6 protein-coding genes and 1 pseudogene are annotated in these 5,744 nt (G+C 68.5%); 1 reads left to right on the forward strand and 6 read right to left on the reverse strand.

What is annotated here, in order from left to right; translation table 11 throughout:
• A pseudogene (locus D183_RS25305) lies at window positions 1–358 on the forward strand (DUF58 domain-containing protein); the annotation flags it as partial.
• A gap of 49 nt (window positions 359–407) precedes the next feature.
• On the opposite strand, the gene D183_RS0119200 reads toward D183_RS25305, so the two are convergent.
• From D183_RS0119200 to D183_RS0119225, 6 genes are all read right to left on the reverse strand, one after another.
• Window positions 408–1,370, reverse strand: a complete 963-nt coding sequence (locus D183_RS0119200; protein ID WP_226977985.1) for a hypothetical protein — start codon at window positions 1,368–1,370, stop codon at window positions 408–410.
• Window positions 1,367–1,723: a hypothetical protein gene (locus D183_RS0119205; protein WP_017910428.1), complete on the reverse strand. Its 357-nt coding sequence runs from the start codon at window positions 1,721–1,723 to the stop codon at window positions 1,367–1,369. Before D183_RS0119205 ends, D183_RS0119200 begins: the two co-directional genes overlap by 4 nt.
• Before the next feature lie 185 nt (window positions 1,724–1,908).
• A complete protein-coding gene (locus D183_RS28080; RefSeq protein WP_017910429.1) occupies window positions 1,909–2,511 on the reverse strand; it encodes a hypothetical protein in 603 nt (200 codons plus the stop codon).
• Window positions 2,512–2,578: 67 nt separating this feature from the next.
• Window positions 2,579–3,760: a glutathionylspermidine synthase family protein gene (locus tag D183_RS0119215; RefSeq protein WP_017910430.1), complete on the reverse strand. Its 1,182-nt coding sequence runs from the start codon at window positions 3,758–3,760 to the stop codon at window positions 2,579–2,581.
• 34 nt (window positions 3,761–3,794) lie between these two features.
• The gene (locus D183_RS0119220; protein WP_026143325.1) at window positions 3,795–4,352 is read right to left on the reverse strand and encodes a DUF1190 domain-containing protein; all 558 of its coding nucleotides are present in this window, start codon (window positions 4,350–4,352) and stop codon (window positions 3,795–3,797) included.
• 102 nt (window positions 4,353–4,454) lie between these two features.
• Window positions 4,455–5,744, reverse strand: a 1,290-nt coding sequence (locus D183_RS0119225; RefSeq protein WP_017910432.1) for a cellulase family glycosylhydrolase, incomplete at its 5' end; no start/stop codon positions are given.

Below are 5,744 nucleotides of genomic sequence, written 5' to 3' on the forward strand. Positions count from 1 at the left end.
CGCGGCCACCGAACTGTCGCTGCGCCAGCGCCGCCGCGCGCTGGTGATGCTGGTCAGCAACGTGCGCGACGAGGACATCGAAGACCTGCTGGCCGCCGTACGCCTGCTGCAGCGCCGCCACCTGGTGTGCGTGGCCAGCCTGCGCGAGCGCGAACTGGACCAGGCGCTGGCGGAGGACGCACAGGAGCTGCCGCAGGCGGTGCAGGCCGGCGCGGTGGCGCGCTACCTGCAACAACGCAGCGCTGCGCATGACGCACTGCGCAGCCACGGCGTGATGGTGCTCGACGTCACCGGCGAGGAACTGCCTGCCGCCCTGATCGAGCGCTACCTGGCGGTGAAGCGCGACGGGTTGCTGTAGCGCGTGGCGGCGCGGCCGCCGCACCGCTCGGCCGCGCAAACCACGGCACTCACTGGCAGTGCTGCAACAGCTTCTCCAGTTCCGCCGCGGCGACGGCGGCAGGTGCCTTGCTCTTGATCAGGTCATAGCAGGCCATGGTCGATATCCCGCTCGCCAACCGTTGCGCAGCCACGCCGGTCGAGAACATCTTGCCCAACCCGATCGACGCCGAGCCCTTGCCATTGACGGTGCTCGTGCCATCGAAGCTGCCAAACACGGAATAGGAGTCGCCCAGATTGCTGCGCGCGATCTTCGCATTGGCGGACTTGAGAATGGCTTCCTGCAACTCCGACGCTTTTTGCTTGCTGGCGTACTCGGACGCCACGGCGGCGGCGTTCTGCCGCAGGTCGTTCTCGCTCTGAGCGAAGCCCGCGAGAATCGCCTGATCTTCGGCAGTGGGCGCGAGCGCGTCCATGGCGCTCTTCGCGGCGATCACGTCCGCCTCTTCGACCGTGCCCGGGCTCGCCGCCGCTGCCTGCAGCGACGCCCATTTCAGCTTCGCTTGATCGTATGCGCTTTGCCGCTTGGCGGCTGCGCTGTAGCTGTCGCGCAGTTGCTTGAGCTTGCTATCGGCCTCGATCATCGCCTGCTTCGCCAGCGTCTCCTCCGACAGCGCCCTCGCATAGTCAGTCGATGCCTTCTTGGCCGCTTCGATCCGCGCATCTTCGCTGGTCCCGTCGGCGTCCGAATCGCCCTCTCTGGCGACGCCGGAGATCACCAGCAGCTCGTAGCCCTTTTTGCTGCAGTCGGCACCGGCAACGCCGTCGTTGCACTTTCTCGCCACCGCCACCGGCACATAGGCCGCATCCACCTGCTTGTAGCCCAGGTTCATCGAAATGCCTGGGTTTTCGGTGGATGCCGTGGAAACATCGACACCGAAGCTCGTCTTCGACGCGTAGACCAACGGCGCCTGCTCCAAATGTGCGCAGCCGCCCAACAGCAGCACAGAGAAACAAGCCAGAGACGTTTTCATCGTGACACCTCCTGTGATGCGATGCAGGCCTGAGACACATCGCCACCGCCGGCCTGCAGGATCGCAAGCAGGCGGCGGACCTCGGCTTCGGTATTGGACATCAGCACGATGCGGCATGCGTCCGCATCCGGGGGAGCATAGATCGCGGTTTCGGCGTGCCAGCCCAGCGTCCACGCGCGCGGGGTCTGCGAAATTCCCAGCCCGCGCGAACGGATCGCCACAGGGGCCAATCCCGTCGTGGCGATGCGTGCGCCGAACAGGCCACGCACGACCACGTCCTCGCGCGCGGTGGAGACCGTCACCACCGCGCACGCACTGCAGTTGGCTGCGACGCACGCCAGCAGCACCAGCACTCTGGCGCGAATACGAGATGCAGACATGCCGGCCCCCGCAGCACTCCCCGATGTCGATCTTCGTCAGACGGGCAAGCCCGGTCAATCGTGACGAGTATCACATCGTAGACATTTCGCATGCGTCGCGCGTGGCGCGACTGCGCCGGCCGCATTCACGGCGAAGAATGAAACCGCAGACGCCGCCGCTACGTTGCCGCCGCAGGCACCGACGGCAGCTGCGCACTGGCCTGCTGCAGACGCTGCAGCGCCCGAAGCATCAGCGGCCGATGCCGCGCCAGCTTCATCCACGCCGGCAGCCGCGCCACCATCGAGCGCCCGAACAGGCCGCGGCGTTCGCGCAGCGTCGCCGCCACGTAGTCCTGCAGCTCCTGCAGATGGCGCGGGTTGTAGGCCCACAGCAGGCCGGCGCGGGTCGGCGCGACCAGCGCCAGCGGCATGCCGAAATGCGGATCGTGGGGCGAGCCGTCGCGCACGCGCCGCGGCTGCACGGCCACCGCACAGTCCTTGCGACACGACGCGCAGCGGCCGGGCAAGGTCTTGGGCGGCGGTACAGCGGCGGCCGACGCCGCGCAGACATGCACCCACTGATGCCCGCAGTGGCCGCAGGCCCGGCGGCCGACCAACTGCACCATTCCCACCCAGTCGTCCGCCGCGCTGTCCAACGCAGCGCTGCACTGCCCGCAACGGAAGCGTGCCTGCCAGCGATACGGTTCCCACTGCGCCAGCACCCAGCCCGGCGTGCCGCAGCGATGGCAGCGCACTGCGACCTGGTCGGCGTAATCGACCAAGCGCACGCCGAGGTTTCGATGCCGACGCGGCGCTTCAGGCGACGCTGCGTCGGCGCGCGACACCGACTCACGCATACAGCACACTCGGCCGCGCGTCCTCGACGATGGCATGCGGCAGGAACCGCGCGCTGTCGCGGGTGATCGGGCCATCGTCCTCGCGGATGCCGATGCCGCAGGCGCGGTCGCCGACGATCCAGCTGCCGACCATCGGGTAGCGACCCTCGAACGCCGGCAGCGGATGCGCCTGCTGGCGGATGTAGGGCCCGGCATAGGGGCCGTCGCTCTCGAGCACGCGGCCATCGTCCAGATGTAGCACGATGTTGGCGCCCTCGCGCGAATGCAGCGGCTTGCGCACCCAGCCCGGCGGCAAGGCGCTGCCGTCGTCGAATGCGGCCGGCAGCAGGTTCGGATGGCCGCGATGGCGCTCCCACAGCAGCGGCAGGATGCCCTTGTTGCTGAGCAGCGCCTTCCACGACGGCTCCAGCAGGCGCAGGCCCGAGCCCGGCAGCGCCTGGCCGAAACGCTCGGCGAACATGTCCTCCAGCGGATACAGCTTGAACAGCGCGCCGATCACCGTGTCGTCCAGATCGGTGTAGCGGCCGTCGCTGGACAGGCCGATGTCCTCGATCGCGATCAGCTCGCCGCCGACGCCGGCCTGCGCGGCGCAGTCGCGCAGGTAGGCGATCGTGCCCTGGTCCTCTTCCGAATCGCGCACCGCGGCGAAGTACAGCGGCGGCGGCAACCCGCCGGCGAGCGCGGCGAAGCGCTCCAGCAAGGCTTCGTGGATGGAGTTGAACTGGTCGGCATCGTCCGGCAATCGGCCCTGCGCGCGCTGGTCCTCCAGCCACTGCCACTGGAAGAACGCCGACTCGAACAGCGAGGTCGGCGTGTCGTAGTTGAGTTCGTAGAGCTTGGCCGGGCCGCGGCCGTCGTAGGCCAGGTCCAGGCGCCCGTACAGATGCGGCTCGCGGCGCCGCCAGCTGTCGGCGATCCAGTCGCGGAACGCCGGCGGGATCGCCAGCCGCTGCATCAGCGCCTCGCTGGCGACGATCTCGTCGAGCAGGCCCATCGCCATCGCGTGCAGTTCGGCACTGGGGTCTTCCAGATCGCGCTCGATCTGGCGCAGGTTGAACGCGTAGTAGGCGCGTTCGTCCCAGTAGCGCTGGCCGTCGATGGTGTGGAAGCGGAAACCGTACTCCGCGGCCTGGGCGCGCCAGTCGCCGCGCTCGACGATCGCGATGCGTTTCATGCGGGGTCTCGTGCGATGAGGGAAAAAGCCGGACTCAGCTGCCGAAGCCGCGCCCACCGGCGGATTCGCCGAAACCGCCGCGGCTGACGGTGACCGCACGATTCGGCGTGGCGCCGATATGGGTCATGGTCTGGTTGCCGCGCAGCATCGTGCCGCTGGCGGCCGCCGCACCGGCACCGCCGGAATAGGACGCCGGCCGCTGCCATTGGTTCTGCCGGTCCTGGTAGGCGGGCGCGGCATTGAACCCGGCAGCGCGATTGTTGTTGAGCATCTGCGACAGGAAGAAGCCGGTCATCATCGGCCCGATGAAGGAATGGCCGTGGCTGTCGCGCTGCTCCACGCAGCGATCCTGCGCATAGTCCTGCGCGCACTGCTCGCGGCTGGCGTACTTGGGCCCCTGCTCGGCCGCTTGCTTCTGCGCCTGTGCGAAGGCCTCGCGGCAGGTCGCGATGTCGTGGGTCTGCGCCACGCAGGCGTCCACCGAGGTGTACAGGCCTTCCTGGGCCTTGGCCTCCGGCTCGCGCCCGCAGGCGGTGAACAGCAGCGGCGCGGCGCTCATCAGCAACAAGGCGGTCGTCTTCGACCTTTTCATGGCAACGTCTTCCTGAGTCCAGCCACGATGATGCCCGGTTCCGCCGGCCGCGGAAACCCGCGGCCGGCGGTTGGGCATCACCGCGGACGCACGCGCGACGCGTCAGCTCGTCGGCGGCGGCGGCACGTAGCTGGACAGGCGCGCGTCGAAGTACGGCTGCACCGCGGCGATGTTGGACTTCACCTGGATGTCCATGCCGACGTCGCGGCTCATGCCCAGCACGTCGTTGTCCGGCCAACCGGGCCCGAAGCACCACTGCGTGCTGGGGATGTTGTTGGCCTGCAGGTGCGCGAGCATGCGCTTGGTCGCCAGTTCCGCGCTGGCGTTGCCGGCCGGATAGCCGTGCTCGCCGAGAAAGCCGCGCTTGCCTCGGTGTCCCAGCCAGTCGATGAATGGCTTGACCATCTCGATGCCGGTGTCCGGCGCAACGTTTTCATTGCGATTGGTCCAAGCACCGCCTCCGCGGCCCTCGTCGTCCAGATAGTTGTGCGCCTCGTAGACGATGCGGTCGTACGGGTCGGGGATCGTGTCCAGGTTGTTGGACGCCTCTTTCCACCGGCGGGCGCTGGCGTATTCGTTGCCGCAAACGAACACGTAATGCGACCGGTCGAAATCGAAGATGCGCGACGCGGTGGCGGTGGCGGTGCGCAGCCAGTGATCGGCCATCACCAGCGTGCTGCCGTCGGCGTTGCGCTCCGGTCCCTGGTAGGGCTCGTTCATCAGGCCCCAGCCGAAGATCGCCGGATGCGAGCGGAAGCGCTGCACGATGCGACTCCACAGATCCGGCAGGCCGGCGGCGTTGTACAGCGTGCAGCCCGGCGTGCCGATCACGCGGTACTCGTAGAGCTTGAGCAGGTTGTCGGCCGGATCGAAGTAGGCCAGGTACAGGAAATTCCCCTTGCGGTAGGTCCCGTTCCACGCCGCCTGGTCGGCGGGGTCGGTGACCGCGCGTCCGTCCGGCCCGATCAGCTGGCCGGCGCCATCGCGCCGGTAACCGGACTTGCTCGCGACCTTGATCGGCAAGCGCATGTAGTCGTGCAACTCCAGGATCGCCACCTTGCCGCGCTGCGCGAGCCGGTTCAGCACTTTCTCGACTTGGTCGCAATACGTGGCGTTGAGCGGCATGCCCTGGCCGGTACTGAAGCGTGCGGCGGTGGTGGGCAGGCGGAACAGCGGGCAGGCGCCGGCGGCAACGATGTGCTGGTCGCTGATGTCGCGGTAGTGCCGGTCGATGACGGCGTTGTCGACGAAGTTGTTGGACGCCAGCCCGGACAGGTTGAGGCCGGCGAACGGCAGCGTGCCCGCCGCGCGGGCCTGGCCGCCGAGGCCCCAGAGCGCGGCGCCGGCGGCGATGCCGACACCGGCGCGCAGCACGCTGCGGCGGCCCGGATC

The organism is Xanthomonas sp. SHU 199, from assembly GCF_000364665.1.
Taxonomy (GTDB): domain Bacteria; phylum Pseudomonadota; class Gammaproteobacteria; order Xanthomonadales; family Xanthomonadaceae; genus Xanthomonas_A; species Xanthomonas_A sontii.